We start from the raw sequence: 18,522 nt of genomic DNA on the forward strand, positions 1-18,522 counted from the left end.
CGACGAGAGCCCGACCGGTCCGCGGACCGGTCGGGCTCTTCGCTGCCCCGGGGGACGCGGCCTCAGGCCGCGCTCAGCTCCTCGGCCGCGGGCTCCCCGGAGCCCGGTTGGCCGGAGGCCGGTTCGCCGGAGGCCGTCGTGCGTTCCGCGCGCCGGGCCGCCACCCGCTCCCGCAGCAGCCGCACCCGGCGGAAGAGCGCCTGGTAGTCCGCGTCACGGACGAGCACGGCGTCGATGGCCATCATGGCGAAGCCGAACGTCATCAGGCCCATCCCGGCCATGATGCCGATGTGCATCCCGGCGATGCCCAGGACGACCGCCTCGCGGAACCACCGGCGCGAGGTGAGCGCCGCCGGGAGGACGAGCAGCTGCACCACGATCGCGAAGTAGGTGACGAGCGTCGTCAGGACCAGACTGTCCATCAGCTGGGGGAAGGCGGAGCTGTAGGTGTACTGCCAGACATGGCTGATGTAGTAGAGCGCCGTACCCTCCTGCCACTGCGGCGCGGCCACCTTCCACAGCGCGGAGACGACATAGACCACGCACGCCTGGAAGACGATCAGCACGGCCGCCGTGTTGTGCAGCGAGGTCCGCAGATGCGGCTCGCCGGCGCGCCGCTCAAGGCGTGCGCGGACGCCCTTGGCCAGCGGGCTGAAGTGGGCGTTGACCGTGGCGCCCATCAGCAGGATCAGCACGATGCCGGTGAGCGCGTCGCCGCCCTCCCACATCGTGTAGTTGCGGTGGTAGATCGAGGTCATGAACACCGCGTGGACCACCGTCAGGCTCCGCGAGCCGAACACCGTCCAGGCGAGCGAGACCAGCAGCCCGGCGAAGTACACGAGGTCGAACCAGGCGCGGCCGTCGCTGAGCGCGTACAGCGAGAAGATGTGCTGGTCCCCGGTGAGCGCCTTGAAGGCGGCGAAGCCGGAGTAGCTGTCCGGCCCCCACAGGAACGCGCGGTAGGGGATGTTGGAGACGTAGTACAGCGTGGTGCTCACGCCCAGCAGGATGCGGCAGAGCGAGAGTCCGACGAGGTACTTCGGGTGGCTGGACACACCGCGCAGCGCACGCGCGGCGGCGGTCTTCAGTCGGTCCATGGCTGGGCTCCAGGCCGGTAGTCGAACCAGCCGAGGTCGGTGAACACCTCGGAGCGGGGGTCCTCGGGCGAGTGGCGCACGTCGAAGCGCTTGACGGGCGTGTACGTGTAGTAGGCGCGCAGCCGGGTGACCCGGCCGTCCAGGTGCAGCTCGTCCACCAGCGGCGAAAGCACGGTGGCGGTGTCCGTCTTGGCCGCCTCCTGCAGGGCCGTCAGCTCGCTCTGCTGCCCGGAGAAGTCGGAGAGCGCCTTCTTCCGGGCCTCGTCGACGGCCGCCTCCTTGTCGTGCAGGCTGCCGAGTTCGACGCCGAGGTAGAGGCCGACCGCGCCCATGCGGTTCGGGGCGATGCGGATCTCCCGGGCGGTGCCGGCCATCTCGCGGGACAGCGACACCGGCTCGGTGGTGTGCCGGCCGCTCGCGTTCTCGTACTCGACCTGGTAGAAGACCTCGCCGTTGTAGTCCACCGAGTACGGGGCGAGGAGCATCCAGCTCTGCCGGAAGTAGGTGTCGGCGACCGGCGCGACCGCCTGGTACGCCTGGGTCCGCGCGGGCGAGACCGGCGCGTTGACGATCAGCGTCATGGCGACGAAGGCCAGGCCGAGCAGCGGCGGCAGCCCCATGCCGAGCAGTCTCCACCGGCCGGTGCCGGTGCGTGGTTCCGTCATGACCGGGACTCCTGCTCCTGGGCCTGCTCCTGGGTGGCGGGGCGCGGGCCGGTGCTGCCGGCGATGCCCCAGCGGTGGGCCGGGACGGGGGTGAGGACGATCCAGGTCTGGTCCCGGATCTCCTCGCCGAACACGTTCACCGTCGCCTGGGTGAGCTGTTCGACCAGCTCCCGCTCGGTCTGCTCGGTCAGACGCTGTTCGAAGATCTTGACCTCGATGAAAGGCATGGTGGCTCCTGTCTGTCAGACGGCGGCGGCCGTGCCGCCGCGGAGGTTCGCGGCCGTGCCGGTGACGGCGGTGACGGCGGTGAGGGCGGCGGTCAGGGCGTCGACGAGATGGTCGACCTGGGAGTCGGTCAGCCCCGGGTGGCAGGGCAGGTTCATGTGCTGCTCGAACCAGAGCCGTTCGGCGACGGGGCACTCGCCGGGGCCGTGCCCGCGGAACCGCCACTCCGGCGTCAGGTGCAGCGGGAAGTAGCGCAGCTGGGCCTCCACACCGCGTGCGTCGAGCTCGCGCAGCAGGGCGTCGCGCGTGTCCCGGTCGCGTACGAGGAAGGTGTAGAGGTGGTAGGCGTGGCCGACGCCCTCCGGCGCGGAGACCGGCCGGGTGCCGGGGAACGCCGCGAGGACCTCGTCGAGCCTGCGGGCGATCAGCCGGCGGCGTGCCACCAGCTCGTCGAGCCGGTCCAGTTGGGCCAGGCCCACCGCGGCCGCCGCCTCGGACATCGTGGCGTTCGTGCCGGCGTTGCGGATGCCGGTGCAGGCGCGGTCGTAGATCTCGTCGGCGAACATCATCCAGGGCAGTGCGGCGGGCGCCTCCGCCGCGTCCGTACCGTGCTCGACGTAGAGGCCGTCGACCGCGTTGTCCCGGTGGCGGCGCACCCGCTCCGCCCAGTCGTCGCGGTCCAGGGTGATCATGCCGCCCTCGCCGAGACTGGTGATGTTCTTGGTGGAGTGGAAGCTGAAGGTCGCGATGTCGGCCAGCGCACCGGGCCGGCGGCCGTGGTAGGTGGCGCCGAGCGCGTGGGCGCTGTCCTCGATCACCGTGATGCCGCGGGGCCGGGTGAGCGCCATGACGGCGTCCATGTCCGCCGGACAGCCGCCGTAGTGGACCAGGATCACGGCCCGGGTCCGGTCGGTGATCAGCGGTTCGAGGGCGGCCGGGTCCATGTTCAGGGTGAGCGGGTCGATGTCGCAGAACCTGACCGTGACGTCCAGGTCGAGCAGCGGCTGGATGCTGGCCTGGAAGGTCTGCGGCGTCACCACGACCTCGTCGCCCGGTGCCAGGTCGAGCAGCCGGATGGCGATCTCCAGGGCCACCGTCCCGCTGGTCACCGACAGGGCGTGCCGGGCGCCGACGTGGCGGGCGAAGGCCTGCTCGAACGCCTCCCGCCACCCCCCGGCGGAGAGCGGGGCGTCGGAGGAGACGAGCCGCCCCAGGACGTCCAGTTCGCGATCGCCGATGACGCTGCCTCGGCGGCCGCCCGGCACGACGTAGCGTTGCTGCATACGGAGGTACCCCCATGACGGAATGGCGTCCCGCGCCGTGCGGGACGTGGGCTGATGGGTGCCCGCGTGCCGGGGCCGGCGGAGCCGGGGCACGCGGGCGCGCCCCGGCGGCGTGGATCGCCGGGGCGGCGGTCCCCGCCGGCCGGGGCGGAAGCGTCAGGCCGAGGCCATGCGCTGCGCGAGTTCCGCGGAGAGGGCCTTCTTGTCGACCTTGCCGAGCCCGGTCAGCGGGAAGGCGTCGATCACTTCGAGGCGGTCCGGCAGCTTGTACTCGGCAAGGCCGCGGGCGCGCAGCAGGCGCTTGAGCTCGGGGAGCCGCGGCGGTTCGCCGGCCGGGACGACGAAGGCGCAGACCCGTTCGCCCATGACCTCGTCGGGCATGGCGACCACGGCGGCCTGCTGGATCCCGTCGTGCACGGCGGTGACGTGCCGCTCCACCTCGGTGGCCGAGACCTTGTCGCCGCCGCGGATGACGACGTCCTTGACCCGGCCCTGGACGACCATGTCCCCCTCCTCGGTGAAGCGCACGAGGTCACCGCTGCGGTAGAAGCCGTCCTCGGTGAACGCCCCGGCGTTGTGCTCCTCGGCGCGGTAGTAGCCGCGCAGCGTGTACGGGCCGCGGGTCAGCAGCTCACCGGTCTCGCCCGGGGCCACGGGCCGGTCCTCCAGGTCCACCACGCGGACCTCGTCGGCGGGGGAGATGGGGCGGCCCTGGGTGGTGAGCACCCGGTCGAGCGGGTCGTCGTAGCGGGTGAAGGTGAGGAGGCCCTCGGCCATGCCGAACACCTGCTGGAGCCGGCAGCCCAGGGCCGGGGTGACCCGGGCGGCCACCTCGGGGTGGAGCTTGGCGCTGCCGATCTGCAGCACCGAGAGGCTGCTCAGATCCCGCTCGGTCCACTCGGCCGCGTCCAGCCACATGTGGGCGATGGTCGGCACGCAGGAGGTCATGGTGACCCGCTCCCGCTCGATGAGCGCGAAGCACTCGTCGGGGTTCGGCGTCCTGGCGAGCACGACCGTGCCGCCCTTGCTCAGGGTGCCGAGCACGCCCGGGCAGCCCCAGGTGAAGTTGAACTCGATCGGCAGGACGGCCAAGTAGACGGTGTCGCCGTCGAGTTCGCAGATCTCCGAGGCGGCGCGGATCTGGTACGCGTAGTCCTCGTGGGTCCGCGGGATGAGCTTGGGCAGCGCGGTCGTGCCGCCGGACAGCAGGAAGAACGCGGCGTCCGCCGGGTCCGCCCCGGCCGGCTCGTCCTGTGCCGGGACCGCGGCCGGAGTCGCCGACAGCTCCTCCAGGGAGCTGTGCGGGCCGGGGTCGCCGAGGACGAACACCTCGCGCAGGGACGGGACCGAGGCGAGGACCTCCGAGGCCAGTTCGCGGTGGTCGAAGCCCTGATGGACGTCCGGCACCACATAGGCGACGGCACCGGAGTGCGCGCACAGATGGCTGATCTCGTGGCGCCGGTGCGCCGGCAGCGCGAAGACGGGCAGCGCGCCGAGCCGGAAGAGACCGAAGCAGACGGCGACGAACTCCGGGGTGTTGGGGAGCTGGACCACGACCCGGTCGCCCGGCCCGACGCCGCGCGCGGCGAAGCCCGCCGCCAGCCGGTCCGCCCAGGCGTCGAGTTCGGCGTACGTCACGCGCCGGTCACCGCCGACGAGGGCGGTCCGGTCGCCGTACGCGGCCGCCCAGCCGCGCAGCAGCCGCCCCAGCGTCTCCCCCCGCCAGTATCCGGCCTCCCGGTACGCCGCTGCGGTGGCCTCCGGCCAGGGAACGCATCCGTCCTGCATTTTCAGTCCTTTCTCCTGTCAACACAATCGATGGTTTCCGGGGCTGATATTTTGGTGATGCTAACCGAGCCGTCAGAGTTTCGGCACCGCCAATATCCGACGCTTTAGGATCTGGCACAACGCGTCAATAGCCCCTTTTAAGGGGCCTTTTAGGGGCGGCGGCTAGGGTTGATTCCCGGTTGAGCCGTCAGACGGATCCGAATGGTGCGGTGTGGAAATTGAGTAACCAAGGTGTCATTCCGGGGGACAAGGCGGAGCTGCGGCGGGTGCTCGCCGACCGGCTCGGTGTCAGCGTCTCCGAGGTGACGGACGACGTGAATCTCCAGGATCTCGGACTCGACTCGATCGGTGTCATGGGCATCGTGTCGGGCTGGCAGCGAGGCGGGCTCCAGGGCGAGATCGCCGAATTCGCCGCGATGCCCACCCTCAAGGCCTGGTGGGAACTCATCTCCCGGTAAGTCACGGGGCGGCCCGCCCGGCGGCGCCTGTCATTCCCTCAGCAAGCCATTGGAGTCACGATGCAATTCGGCGTGAATTTCTTTCCCGTTGTCGACCCGGCGAAGAAGAGCGCGAGCGACTACTTCGACGAGGCGCTCCGCCTGGTGTGCCTGGCCGAGGAGCTCGGCTTCGAGCACGCCCAGTGCGTGGAGCACTACTTCTCCCCGTACGGCGGCTACATGCCGGACCCGGTCACCTTCCTCACCGCGGCCGCCGCGCGCACCAGCCGGATCCGCATCGGCACCGGAGCGGTCATCCCCGCCTTCACCCACCCGCTGAAACTGGCCGGCAAGCTCGCGATGCTGGACAACCTCTCCCACGGGCGGCTCGACGTCGGCTTCGGCCGCGCCTTCCTGCCGCAGGAGTTCGAGGCCTTCGGCATCGACATCGACGAGAGCCGGGCCCGCTTCGCCGAGGGCGTCGAGGTCTGCCGTCGCCTGTGGTCCGAGCGGGACGTGGTCTGGGAGGGCTCCTTCCACCGGTTCGGCCCCGTCACGATGCTCCCGGAGCCCGTCCAGAAGCCGCACCCGCCCATTTTCATCGCCTCCGCGATGAGCCCGGACTCGTGCGCCGCCGCCGGACGCGCCGGACACCACCTCCAGGTGGTGCCGTCGGTGACCTCCCGCGAGCAGCTCCAGTCGATGCTGGCGGGCTACCGCGAGGCCTGGCGGGAGGCCGGCCACCCGGGCAGCCCGCGCATCCAGATCAAGTACACCTGCTACGTGGCCGAGGACCGCGCCAAGGCGCTCGACCTCGCCGAGACCTTCGAGGTCAACTACGTCGAGCACATGGCCGAGGCGGTGGCGAGCTGGGGCCGGACGCGCAGCGACGCGTACCGCGGCTACGAGCAGTTCGTCGAGAAGGTCAAGAAGTACGACTTCCGACAGTCGCACGCCGACAACAAGGTGCTCGCCGGCACCCCGGACGAGGTGCGCGAGCAGATCGCCGTCCTCGTCGACTGGTTCGGCGCGGACCCCACGCTCAGCCTCCAGTTCAACCCCGGCCACATGCCCTACGAGGACGCCGAGCGCGCCATGACGCTCTTCGCCGAGCACGTGATGCCCGCCTTCACCGGCCCGGAGCAGCCGGCATGACCCGGACGCCCGACGCGGACGTCGCGGTGGTGGGGCTCGGCGCCTGGGGTGCCTCGGCCCTGTGGCAGCTGGCCTCGCGCGGCGTACGCGTGCTCGGCTTCGAGCGGTACGGGCTCGGCCACCCCTTCGGCGCGTCGCACGGCGGCACCCGGATGTTCCGCGTCACCTGCCTCGAACACCCCGGACTCGTGCCACTGGCCAAGCGGTCCCGGCAGCTGTGGCAGCAGCTGGAGACCCTCACCGGCCGCGCCCTCTTCGACCAGGTGGGCGCGGTCCTGATGGGCCCCGCGGACGGACACATCGCGGGCGGTTCGCTGCGGGCCGCCCGGGAGCACGACCTGCCCGTGGAGACCCTGACCGCCGGCGAGCTGAGCCGCTGGCTGCCGCAGCACGCGGCGTTCCAGGACGGCGACATCGGCGTCCGCGAGCCGGAGGCCGGGCTCATCCGGCCGGAGGCGGCCGTCCGCGCCGCCGTCGGCGCGGCGGCCGCGGCCGGCGCCCGGGTCCTCACCGACACCCGGGTCACCGCGATCGAACCGGCCGGCGACGGCATGGTCGTCCGCACCCCCGCCCGTGACTTCCGGGTCGGGCAGGTCGTGGTGACCGCGGGCCCCTGGCTCGACACGCTGGTGCCCGGACTGCCCCTGGAGACCGTACGGGTCCCCCAGACCTGGTTCCGGCCGGCCGGCGACCCCGCGCCGTTCACCCTCGACCGGCTGCCGCCCTTCATGCGGGAGCTCGGCGGCCGCGGCGCCATCTGGGGCCACGGCTCCCACGACGGCCCGGACGTCAAACTCGGCCTGGAGGACGGCGGAAGCGCGTTCCGGGTCACCCCCGCCGACGACTGCGACCGCGGCGTCACCCCGGAGGACTGGACCGCGGTCTCCGGCCTGCTTGCCGAGGCGGTGCCCGGCATGGGGGCCGTGCCGTCGCGGACCGAGGTCGGCATGTTCAGCCGCACCCCCGACAAGCAGTTCCTCATCGGCCGCCCGCACGGCGACCCGCGACTGGTCGTCGCCGGCGGCTGCAACTTCCACGGCTTCAAGCACTCCACCGGCATCGGGGAGGCACTGGCCGACATCGTCCTCGGCCGGCCGACCGGCTGTCCGCTGGGCTTCGCCGATCCCAACCGATTCCTGTAAGTCCTCGCCGGGAGAAAGTCTCAAGCATGCGCGATCGGGAAGAGACACGCCGGCCGCTCACCGGAGCCCAGCTCGGTGTGTGGTTCGCCCAGCAGGTCGACCCTGCCAACGCGGCCTACAACACCGCCCAGTACGTCGAGGTCGCCGCACCCGCCGACGCGTCCCGCCTGGAGCGGGCGCTGCGACGCGCGGTGGCCGAGACCGACGCCCTCACCGTGCGGTTCACCGTGCACGACGGGCAGCCCCGGCAGACTCCGGCACCGCTCGCCGGGCCGCTGCTCGACGTCGTGGACCTGAGCGCCGAGCCGGACCCGGCCGCCGCGGCCGACCGGTGGATGCGCGAGGACGCCGCCACCGCCGTCGACCTGCTGCGCGGGCCGCTCTTCCGCAACGCCCTGCTCGTGCTCGGACCGGACCGGTTCCGCTGGTACCTGCGCTGCCACCACACCCTCCTGGACGGGTACGGCTTCCAGCTGCTCGCCGCCCGCACCGCCGAGATCTACACCGCCGAGGCGGCCGGCGCGGAGCCCCGCCCGCGCTGGTTCGGCACCCTCGACGACCTGGCCGGCGCCGAGGCCGCCTACCGGGCCTCCGAGCGCTTCGGCGCCGACCGCGCCTACTGGGCCGACCGGATGGCCGGCGCCTCGGACGCCGTCACCCTGGCCCGCCGGCCCTTCGACGGCCCCGCCGTCGACCCCCTCACCACGGGCCCGGCCCGGGTCCTCGACGCGCGGCGGACCGACCGGGGCGCGGCCGACCGCGCCGCACTCGTGGTCGCCGCCCTCGCCGGCTATCTGCACCGCATGACGCAGGCCGAGGACATCACGCTCGGCGTCCCCGTGGCCGGCCGCTGGGGCGCCGCCGCCATCACCCCCGGCGTCGTCGTCAACGTGCTGCCGCTGCGCCTCTCGGTGCCGCGCGGCACCACCGTCGCCGCCCTCCTCGACCAGGCCGCCGATCGGCTGCGCGAGCTCCGGAGCCACCAGCGCTACCGCGGCGAGGACGTCCTGCGCGACCTCGGCATGGTCGGACGGCAGCTCACCGGCCCGCTGGTCAACATCAAGTACTACGACCGGGAGCTGGACTTCGCCGGCGGCCGGGCGACCGTCGCCACCGTCGCGCCCGGACCCATCGACGACCTGTCCGTCGTCGTCGGCGACGACCCGGCGACCGGCGGCCTCACCGTCGCCTTCGAGGCCAACCCCGGCCGCTACGACGAGCCCGAACTGGCCGCCCACCACCGGCGGTTCACCGGCTTCCTCACCGCCCTGGCCGAGGCGGACCCCGACACCCCGCTCGCCCGGATCCCGGTGCCCGCCACGGCCGTGCGCCGGTCCGCCCGCCCGGCCCGCCCCGCCGCCCCGCGCGGCGCCACCCTGCACGAGGCGTTCGAGGCCCAGGCGGCCCGCACGCCCGACCGCACCGCGGTGACCAGCGACGGGACGCGGCTCACCTACCGGGAGCTCGACGCCCGCGCCAACCGCCTCGCGCGCCTGCTGCTGCGCCGGGGCCTGGGCCCCGGCCGGCTGGCCGCCCTGGCCCTGCCGCGCGGCGCGGACCTGGTGACCGCGCTGCTCGCCGTACTCAAGACGGGCGCCGGCTATCTGCCGCTCGACCCGCAGTACCCCGCGGACCGCCTGCGGTTCACGCTGGAGGACGCCGCCCCGGCCCTGGTGCTCACCGACAGCGGCGCCGCCGACCGGGTACGGGGCGTGGTGGACCCGCTGCTCCTGGACGACCCCGCGGTCGCCGCCGAGCTGGACGGACTCCCCGAGACCGACCTGACCGTCGCCGAGCGCGGGTCCGACACCGGACCGGCGAGCCCGGCCTACGTCATCTACACCTCCGGCTCGACCGGCCGGCCCAAGGGCGTGGCCGTCACCCACCACAACGTCCTGCGCCTCTTCCAGCAGACCGACCACTGGTTCGGCTTCGGCGCCGACGACGTGTGGACGCTCTTCCACTCGTACGCCTTCGACTTCTCCGTGTGGGAGATCTGGGGACCGCTGCTGCACGGCGGCCGGCTCGTCGTGGTGCCCTTCGACACCAGCCGCTCCCCGGCCGACTTCCTGCGGCTGCTCGTCCGGGAACGGGTGACCGTCCTCAACCAGACCCCGTCGGCCTTCTACCAGCTCGTCGCGGCCGAACGGGAACACCCCGACCTGTCCGGGCGGCTGGCGCTGCGCTACGTCGTCTTCGGCGGCGAGGCCCTGGAGACCCACCGCCTGGCGGACTGGTACACGCGCCACGGCGACGACGCGCCGCGCCTGGTCAACATGTACGGCATCACCGAGACGACCGTGCACGTCACCTACGCCGCACTCGACCGCGAGACGGTGCGCGCCGCCCGGGGCAGCGTGATCGGCGAGCCGATCCCCGACCTCGACGTGTACGTCCTCGACCGCGAGCTGCGGCCGGTGCCGGAAGGCGCCACCGGCGAGATGTACGTGGCAGGGCCGGGCCTGGCCCTCGGCTACCTCGGGCGGCCCGGCCTGACCGCCGAACGCTTCGTGGCCGACCCCTTCGGCGCCCCGGGCAGCCGCATGTACCGCACCGGCGACCTGGCGTGCGTACTCGACGACGGGAGCCTGTGCTACCTCGGGCGCGCCGACAGCCAGGTGAAGATCCGCGGCTTCCGCATCGAACTCGGCGAGATCGAGGCCGCGTTCGAACGCCACCCCGGCATCGACCGGTGCGCGGTGGTCGTCCGCGAGGACCGGCCCGGCGACCGGCGCCTGGTGGCGTACGCCGTGCCGGCCGCCGGACCGCGACCCGACCCCGCCGGGCTGCGCCGGCACGCCGCGGGGATCCTGCCCGCCCACATGGTCCCGTCCGCCGTCGAACTGCTCGACGCGCTGCCGCTGACCGCGAACGGCAAGCTCGACCGGCGGGCCCTGCCCGCGCCCGCGGCCCCCGCTCCGGCCGCCGCCCCGGCGTCCGGGGACACCTCGCGGGAGGCGGTCGTCGGCGCGCTGTTCGCCGAGATCCTCGGCCTGCCCGCGGTCGGCGCGGGCGACAACTTCTTCGACCTGGGCGGGCATTCGCTGCTCGCCGCCAAGCTGATCAGCCGCATCCGGACCGAGCTCGGCGTCGAGCTCGCCATCGGCGCGCTGTTCGAGAACCCGAGCGTCACGGGCATCGCCGCCCTCCTCGGCGACGCGGAATCGGCCGTGCCCGCGCTGCGGCGGGAGCCCCGCCCGGAGACCGTGCCGCTGTCCTTCGCCCAGAGCAGGCTGTGGTTCCTCAACCAGGTCGAGGGCCTCTCCGCCACGTACAACGTCCCCGTCGCGATCCGGCTGTCCGGCACCCTCGACCGGGACGCGCTCGACAGCGCGCTCGGCGACGTGCTCGCCCGGCACGAGAGCCTGCGCACGCTCTTCCCGCAGACCGCGGGCGTCCCGTACCAGCTCGTCAGGCCCGCCGGGGAGTGCCGCGTCGAGACGACCCTCGTCGCCTGCCGGCCCGAGGAGCGGCCGGAACGGATCCGTGCCGCCCTGGCCCAGGGCTTCGCGCTGGAGACCGAACTCCCGCTGCGCGCCGTCCTGTTCCGCACCGGACCCACCGAGCACACGCTCCTGGTGGTGCTGCACCACATCGTCGCCGACGGCTGGTCCGTCACCCCGCTCACCGAGGACCTGGCCACCGCCTACGCGGCCCGCTGCCAGGGCCGCGAACCCGCCTGGCGGGCCGCGCTGCCCGTGCAGTACGCCGACTACAGCCTCTGGCAGCGCCGGGTGCTCGGCGACGAGCGCGCCCCCGGCAGCCGGATGGCCCGGCAGCTCGCCCACTGGACCGAGCGGCTCGCCGGCCTGCCCGAGGAGCTCGCGCTGCCCGCCGACCGGCCACGCCCGCTCACGGCCGGCTACGGCGGCGGCACCGTGCACGGCCAGGTGGACGCCGCCCTCCACAGCCGGCTGCTCCGCCTGGGCCGGGACCGCGGCTGCACCCTCTTCATGGTGCTCCAGGCCGGCCTCGCCGCCCTGCTCACCCGCCTGGGCGCGGGCGAGGACATCCCCCTCGGCACCCCCGTCGCGGGCCGCGGCGACGTGGCGCTCGACGACCTCGTCGGCTGCTTCGTCAACACCCTCGTGCTGCGCACCGACACCTCGGGCTCCCCGACCTTCCACGAGCTGCTCGACCGGGTCCGCACCACCGACCTGGCCGCCTACGAGCACCAGGACCTGCCCTTCGACCGGCTGGTGGAGGTCCTCAACCCGCCCCGGTCGCTGGCCCGGCATCCGCTCTTCCAGGTGATGCTGGCGCTGCGCGAACCGGCCCGGGACATCCCCGGCCTGCCCGGCCTCACCGCCCGCGTGGAGCCCTGCGACACCGACAGCTCGCGGTTCGACCTGTCCTTCGTGTTCGGCGAGTCGACCGGGCCGGACCGGGCGCCCGGCGGCGTCGACTGCTCGCTCACGTACAGCAGCGACCTCTTCGAACGCGAGACGGCCGAGCGGCTCCTCGCCCGCCTCGTCCTCCTCCTCGAAGCCGCGGCCGACGCCCCGGACCTCCCCATCGGCCTCCTGGAGATCCTCACCGCCCAGGAGCGTGAGGACCTCCTCCAGGGCTGGCAGGGGCCGCGGCACGAGCTCGCGGACGCCACCGCCTCCCAGCTCTTCGAGGCACAGGTGGCGCTGGTCCCGGACAAGACCGCCGCCGTCTTCGAGGGCGCCCGGCTGACCTACGCCGAGCTCAACGCCCGGGCCAACCGGCTGGCCCGCCACCTCGTCGCCCAGGGCGTGGGCCCCGAGCAGGTCGTCGCCCTCGCGGTGCCCCGCTCCCTGGAGATGGTGGTCGCCATGCTCGCCGTCTTCAAGGCGGGCGCGGCCTACCTCCCGGTGGACCCCGACTACCCCGCCGACCGCATCCGCTACATGCTGGAGGATGCCCGGCCGGCCCAGGTGCTGACCACCACCGAGGCCGCCCACACCCTCCCCGGCTCGGTCACCCCCGTCCTCCTGGACGACCCGGGAACCGCGGCCCGCGTCGCGGAGCTGCCCGCCACCGATCTGACGGACGGCGAGCGCCGCGCCCCGCTGCTGCCCGCGCACCCCGCGTACGTCATCTACACCTCGGGCTCCACCGGGCGGCCCAAGGGCGTGGTGGTCTGCCACACCGGCATCCCCGCCCTGCTCGCGAACCAGATCGAGCGGTGCGCCGTCGGACCGGACAACCGGGTCCTGCAGTTCGCCACCGCGAGCTTCGACGCGGCCTTCTGGGACGTCGCCATGGCGCTGTTCACCGGCGGCACCCTGATCCTGGCCCCCGCCTGGCGGCTGCTGCCCGGCCCCGAGCTCTCCGAGCTCGCCGCCGCCCACGACATCACCCATGTGACGCTGCCGCCGTCGGTGCTCGCGATGCTGCCCGTGGCGGGCGGCCTGCCGGCGGCCACCACGATCGTCGTGGCCGGCGAGGCCACCCCGGCCGACCTGGTCGCCCGGTGGTCGCGCGGCCGGCGCATGGTCAACTCCTACGGACCCACGGAGATCACGGTCTCCTGTGCGATCAGCCCCCCGCTGGACGTCACCGGCGAACTGCCGATCAGCCCGCCCTCGGTGAACACCCGCCTCTACGTCCTGGACCGCGGTCTGCGGCTGGTCCCGCCGGGCGTGCCGGGCGAACTGTACGTGGCGGGCCCCGGCACCGCCCGAGGCTACCTGGGCCGTCCCGACCTCACCGCGGCCCGCTTCGTGGCCGACCCGTTCGGGCCCCCCGGCACCCGGATGTACCGCACCGGGGACCTCGCCCGATGGCGCCCCGACGGCCGGCTCGAATTCCTCGGCCGGGCCGACGACCAGGTCAAGATCCGCGGCTTCCGGGTGGAGCTCGGCGAGATCGAGGAGGCGCTGAGCGCCCGTGAGGACATCGCCCAGGCGGCGGTCGTGGTCCGCACGGAACGGCCCGGCGACCAGCGGCTGGTGGCCTATGTGACGGTGCCGCCCGGCGCCCCCGGACCGACCGACCTGCGCACCTGGCTGGCCGCGTCGCTGCCCGACTACATGGTCCCGTCCGCCGTCGTCACGCTGGACGCGCTGCCCCTCACCCAGTCCGGGAAGATCGACCGGATCGCCCTCGCCGCCCGCCCGGTGAACTGGACGACGACGGGCGCGGCCGCGTACGTCGCCCCCGGCGAAGGCCTTGAGCGCCGCATCGCCACGGCGTGGTGCGCGGTCCTGGGCCTGGAACAGGTCGGCGCCCAGGACAACTTCTTCGACGTCGGCGGCCACTCGCTGACCCTGATCGCCCTGCAGAAGCGGCTCGCCGACGAGCTCGGGCGGCCGGTCCCGGTCGTCGACCTGTTCGCCCACCCCACCGTGGCCGCGCTCGCCGCACACCTCGGCGCCACGGAGGAGCACGGCGAACCGGCGGTCCGGCGCGGCGGCGCCGACCGCGCCCGGCAGCGCGCCGGACTCCAGCACAAGGCCATGGCCCGCCGGGCCGCCGACAGGAAGGGAAAGCAGCGCAATGGCTGACGACTCGCAGACGGTGCGGGACCTCGACATCGCCATCGTCGCCATGGAGGGCCGCTTTCCGGGGGCCCGCGACGTGACGGAGTTCTGGGCCGGCCTGGTGGCCGGCACGGAGTCCGTCCGGCCGGTCGGCGACGCCGAGTTCCTCGCCGCGGGCGGCGACCCGGCCGCGCTCGGCGACCCGTACCTCGTCAGGGCGGCCGCGGCGATCGACGACGCCGACCTCTTCGACGCGGACTTCTTCGGCCTGCGGGCCGAGGACGCCGAGCTGATGGACCCGCAGCAGCGCGTCTTCCTGGAGGTCTGCCACCACGCCCTCGAACAGTCGGGCCACGACCCCGAGCGCTTCGACGGGGTGATCGGCGTCTACGGCGGAGCCAGCCAGAGCCGGTACTACCTGAACCATGTGCGCCCCCGCATGGACGAGTCGGCCGAGCCGCTGCGCGCCTGGTCGGCGTCGATGGGCAACGACCCCGGCGTCTTCGCCACCCGCGTCGCCTACGCGCTCAACCTGACCGGGCCCGCGCTCACCGTCCAGACGGCCTGCTCCACCTCGATGGCCGCGATCCACCTCGCCTGCCAGGACCTGCTGTCCTACCGCTGCGACGTGGCGCTCGCCGGCGGCTCGTCCATCAACCCGGCCGCCCGGCGGGGCTACCGCTACACGCCCGACGGCCCGTTCTCGCCCGACGGCCACGTCCGGGCCTTCGACGCACGGGCCGAGGGCATGGTGCCCGGCGACGCCACGGCCGTGGTCGTCCTCAAGCGGCTCACCGACGCGGTGGCCGACGGCGACCGCGTCCGGGCCGTCATCAAGGGCACCGCCCTCAACAACGACGGCAGCCGCAAGGTCGGCTTCACCGCGCCCAGCCCGCTGGGCCAGGCCGAGGTGATCCTCGCCGCCCACGCGGCCGCCGAGGTCGACGCCGACACCATCGGCTACGTGGAGGCCCACGGCACGGGCACCCCGGTCGGCGACCCGATCGAAGTCACCGCGCTCACCCAGGCGTTCGCGGAGACCACCACGCGCACCGGGTTCTGCGCCCTGGGCTCGGTCAAGAGCAACATCGGGCACACCGACGCCGCGGCCGGCGTGGTGGGCCTGATCAAGGCCGCCCTGGTGGTGGAGCACGGCCAGATCCCGCCCACGCTCCACTACACCGCCCCCAACCCGCTCATCGACCTCGGCTCCTCGCCCTTCCATGTCAACGACCGGCTCACCGAGTGGCCGGCCGGCCCGACGCCGCGCCGGGCCGGCGTGAGCTCCTTCGGCATCGGCGGGACGAACGTCCACGCCGTCCTCGAAGAGCCCCCCGCGGCCCCCGCCGCCCCGGCCGCCCCCGCCGCCCCGGCGGCGCCCGAGACCGGCGAGGGCTGGGTCCTGCTGCCCTGGTCGGCCCGGTCCGCCGAGGCCGCCGACCGCCTCGGCGCCCGGCTCGGCGACCACCTCGCCCGTACTCCCGGCCTCGACCTCGGCGACATGGCGCACACCCTGAGCCAGGGCCGCCGCACCTTCCCGCACCGCCGCTTCGCCGTCTGCCGCGACCGGGACCAGGCGGTGGCGCTGCTCGGCGCCCCCGGGCCCGCCGCGCCGCCCGTCGACGGCCCCGCCGAGCGGCCCGTCGCCTTCCTGTTCCCGGGCGGCGGCGCGCAGTACGAGGGCATGGGCCGCGGCCTGTACGAGACCGAGCCGGTCTTCCGCGAGGCGCTCGACCGCTGCGCCGCCATCCTGGAGCCCGTCCTGGGCTTCGACGTACGAGCCGTCCTGCACCGCGGGGAGGAGGGCGCCCGGTCGAGCCTGCTGCCCGGGCTCGTCGCGACCGAGTACGCCCTCGCCACCCTGCTGATCTCCCGGGGCGTCAGGCCGCAGTCGCTCATCGGGCACTCGGCCGGCGAGTACACCGCCGCCTGCCTGGCCGGGGTGATGTCCCTGGAGGACATGCTGCCCCTGGTCGCCAAGCGGCAGTGGCTCCTGGAGCGGGCCGGCGGGGTCGCGGTCAGCGTCCGGCTGGGCGAGCGCGAGCTGGACGCGTACCTCACCGACCGGCTCTCCCTGGCCACCGTCAACGCGCCCGCCCTGTGCACCGTGTCGGGGCCGGAGGAGGACATCCGGGACCTCGAAGCCCGCTGGGACGCCGACGGCGTCGAGTACCAGCGGGTCCACTTCCCCAGCGCCGTGCACTCCTGGCTGCTCGACTCCGTCCTGGACGACTTCGCGGCCGAACTCGCCAAGGTCACCCTGCGGCCGCCCGCCATCCCGTTCGTCTCCAACCTCACCGGCACCTGGATCACCGACGCGGAGGCGACCAGCCCCGACTACTGGCTGCGGCACACCCGCCGGACCGTGCGCTTCGCCGACGGCCTCGCGGCACTCCGGGCGGGCACGGATCCCGTCCTCGTGGAGGTCGGACCGGGCCGGATCCTCACCCGGTGCGCCCAGCTGCGGTTCGGCGACGCCGTGCCCACCGTGGAGACCATGCGCCACCCGCGCGCCGAACAGCACGACCAGCAGATGCTGCTCACCGCGCTCGGCCGGATCTGGCAGCTCGGCGCCCGGCTGACGGGGGAGGACGAGCGGGCCGGCGGCCGCCGGGTCCCGCTGCCCGGCTACCCCTTCGAGCGCAAGCGGTACTGGCTGGACGAGGTCCGCCCCGCCGCCGCTGCGGCTGCCGCTGTTTCCGCCGTTTCCGTACGCGACCTCGCGGAGGCCGAACGCGAGCTGTGGCGGAGCACCGGGGTGACCACGGTGCCGGCGCGGCTGCGCGAGGACTTCGACCGGCTCGCCGGTCTGCGGGCCGCCGCGTTCCTGCGCTCGGCGGGCGTGGACACCACGGCCGGCCGTACGTACGCCCCCGATGACCTGGTCCGCAGCCTCCGGCCGGCCGGCCCGTACCGCAAGCTCGCGGACGCCCTGCTGCACCTGCTCCAGGAGTCGGGGGTGCTGGCCCGCGAGGGCGACCTGCTGCGGTTCACCGGCGGCGGCGACGCCGACGCCGCGGAGGAGGAGCGGCTCACGAGGTCCGTCACCGAGGCGCACCCGTCGCTCGCGAAGGACCTGGAACTGCTCGACACCTGTCTGGCCGGCTGCGCGGACGTGGTGCGCGGCGACACGGACGGCACCGCGGTGCTGATCCCCGACGGCCGCACGGACCTCACCGCCTCCGTCCTCGAACCGCACATGGACCAGGGCGACTTCGCCCTGTACCGCATGCTGCTGACCGAGCACGTCGTCGAGCTGGCGCGCGCGGCCGGCGGCCGCCCGTTCCGGATCCTGGAGACGGGCGCCGGGCGGGGCCGGCTGACCTGGACCGTGGCCGAGGCCCTGCGGGGCATCCCCGGAGTGCGCTACCACGTCACCGACCTGGGCCGGTCCTTCGTCCTGGAGGCCGAGCGCGAGGCGGCACGGCGGGGCATCGACTTCATGTCCTTCGGCGTCCTGGACATCGGGCAGGCCGTGGAACCCGAGGAGCTCGGCGGCGCCTTCGACGTGGTGCTCGCCTTCAACGTGCTGCACATCCCCGCCGACCTGCGGGAGACCACCCGGCACGTCCGGCGGCTGCTGGCCCCCGGCGGCCGGCTGTGCGCCCTGGAGACCGTACGGATGCCCTGGGCGTCCCAGCTGGCCGTGGGGCTGCTCCCGCAGTGGTGGGCGTTCGAGGACGACCTGCGCCGGCACACGCCGATCCTGCCGGCCGGCCGGTGGCGCGAACTGCTGGTCTCGGAGGACTTCGACGAGGTCCGGGTCCTCAGCGACGAGCGGGACGACCGGTCGCTGATCCCGCACGCCCTCGTCGTCGGCCGCCGCCCCGCCGCCGACGGTGACGGTGACGGTGGTGGCGCCGGGTCCGCGGCCGGGGCCGGGACCGCGCCGGCGCCGGAGGAGACCGGCCCGGCGCGGCAGCCGCGGCCCGCCCTCGGCGTCGCCCACCGCGCCCCGTCGACCGACACCGAACGCGTCGTCGCCCGCCACTGGGAGGAGCTCCTGCGCGTCGACGGCATCGGGGCCGACGACAACTTCTTCGACCTCGGCGGCGAGTCCCTGCTCGCGCTGCGGCTCGTCAAGCGGCTGAGCGACGAACTGGGCGTCGAACTACGGGTGAAGAAGCTCATGGAGCGGCTCACCGTCGCGACGATGGCCGCCGAGGCCGACGCGCTGCGCGGCGGCGCGGACGCCGCCCCCGCCCCCCGGATCGCCCCCAGCGCACGCCGAGGCCGGCGCACTGGCTGACCGCCCACCGCCCCCACCACCCCCACCACTCA

General features: G+C 74.0%; 10 protein-coding genes. 5 read left to right on the forward strand and 5 right to left on the reverse strand.

Annotated features, from left to right (window positions below):
- Positions 1-62: 62 nt before the first annotated feature.
- The 5 genes from KV205_RS16080 to KV205_RS16100 all read right to left on the reverse strand — a co-directional run bounded on the left by KV205_RS16080 (position 63) and on the right by KV205_RS16100 (position 5,058).
- Positions 63-1,097, reverse strand: a complete 1,035-nt coding sequence (locus tag KV205_RS16080; RefSeq protein WP_265865041.1) for a hypothetical protein — start codon at positions 1,095-1,097, stop codon at positions 63-65.
- A complete protein-coding gene (locus KV205_RS16085) occupies positions 1,085-1,762 on the reverse strand; it encodes a DUF5819 family protein (RefSeq protein ID WP_265865042.1) in 678 nt (225 codons plus the stop codon). Before KV205_RS16085 ends, KV205_RS16080 begins: the two co-directional genes overlap by 13 nt.
- On the reverse strand, positions 1,759-1,989 hold the full coding sequence (locus tag KV205_RS16090) for a tautomerase family protein (RefSeq protein ID WP_265865043.1): 231 nt from the start codon (positions 1,987-1,989) through the stop codon (positions 1,759-1,761). Before KV205_RS16090 ends, KV205_RS16085 begins: the two co-directional genes overlap by 4 nt.
- 15 nt (positions 1,990-2,004) lie before the next feature.
- Entirely contained in the window at positions 2,005-3,270 is a 1,266-nt protein-coding gene (locus tag KV205_RS16095) for a DegT/DnrJ/EryC1/StrS aminotransferase family protein (RefSeq protein WP_265865044.1), read from the reverse strand.
- A gap of 156 nt (positions 3,271-3,426) precedes the next feature.
- Entirely contained in the window at positions 3,427-5,058 is a 1,632-nt protein-coding gene (locus KV205_RS16100; RefSeq protein WP_265865045.1) for a (2,3-dihydroxybenzoyl)adenylate synthase, read from the reverse strand.
- Positions 5,059-5,276: 218 nt separating this feature from the next.
- Here KV205_RS16100 and KV205_RS16105 point away from each other — a divergent pair, with 218 nt between their 5' ends.
- The 5 genes from KV205_RS16105 (at position 5,277) to KV205_RS16125 (ending at position 18,490) form a co-directional block, all read left to right on the forward strand.
- Positions 5,277-5,516, forward strand: coding sequence for a phosphopantetheine-binding protein (locus KV205_RS16105; protein WP_265865046.1), 240 nt, complete (start codon positions 5,277-5,279; stop codon positions 5,514-5,516).
- 72 nt (positions 5,517-5,588) lie between these two features.
- On the forward strand, positions 5,589-6,650 hold the full coding sequence (locus KV205_RS16110; RefSeq protein ID WP_308404084.1) for an LLM class flavin-dependent oxidoreductase: 1,062 nt from the start codon (positions 5,589-5,591) through the stop codon (positions 6,648-6,650).
- Entirely contained in the window at positions 6,647-7,792 is a 1,146-nt protein-coding gene (gene solA / locus KV205_RS16115; protein WP_265865048.1) for an N-methyl-L-tryptophan oxidase, read from the forward strand. Before KV205_RS16110 ends, solA begins: the two co-directional genes overlap by 4 nt.
- A 26-nt stretch (positions 7,793-7,818) precedes the next feature.
- The gene (locus KV205_RS16120; RefSeq protein WP_265865049.1) at positions 7,819-14,265 is read left to right on the forward strand and encodes a non-ribosomal peptide synthetase; all 6,447 of its coding nucleotides are present in this window, start codon (positions 7,819-7,821) and stop codon (positions 14,263-14,265) included.
- Positions 14,258-18,490: a type I polyketide synthase gene (locus tag KV205_RS16125; protein ID WP_265865050.1), complete on the forward strand. Its 4,233-nt coding sequence runs from the start codon at positions 14,258-14,260 to the stop codon at positions 18,488-18,490. The genes KV205_RS16120 and KV205_RS16125 overlap by 8 nt, the downstream gene beginning before the upstream one ends.
- Positions 18,491-18,522 lie beyond the last annotated feature (32 nt).

Source organism: Streptomyces sp. SKN60 (genome assembly GCF_026236535.1).
GTDB lineage: Bacteria > Actinomycetota > Actinomycetes > Streptomycetales > Streptomycetaceae > Streptomyces.